Below are 301 nucleotides of genomic sequence, written 5' to 3' on the forward strand. Positions count from 1 at the left end.
GATTCGGAAGTCGGCGTCGGCAGCTCTCCCATGTATGGCAGTACGTCGCTTGGGCGCAGTGCCTCTCCTGGTGAAATTGAAGGCAGCCTAAGTGCTGTGACGACCGCTTCTGCTGATTCAGGTCCTTTCGGAAAAACAGCCGATACGTCGTTCTTCGGAAGTGAGCGCAGAAACACGGCTCCGCAGAGTGCGAAGGAACAGGAAACGGCATTCCAGCCCGTTTCGCCGTCGACCGATTCGGAAGTCGGCGTCGGCAGCTCTCACATGTATGGCAGTACGTCGCTTGGGCACAGTCCCTCTC

Annotated in this window: 1 protein-coding gene; it reads left to right on the plus strand. The window is 58.1% G+C overall.

Annotated elements, in window-relative coordinates; all coding sequences use genetic code 11:
* Positions 1 to 30 precede the first annotated feature (30 nt).
* A partial coding sequence (locus H6A60_RS13010) for a hypothetical protein (RefSeq protein WP_205105285.1) occupies positions 31 to 301 on the plus strand: 271 nt, incomplete at its 3' end.

It is taken from the genome of Sutterella massiliensis (assembly GCF_016899755.1).
GTDB classification, from domain to species: domain Bacteria; phylum Pseudomonadota; class Gammaproteobacteria; order Burkholderiales; family Burkholderiaceae_F; genus Sutterella; species Sutterella massiliensis.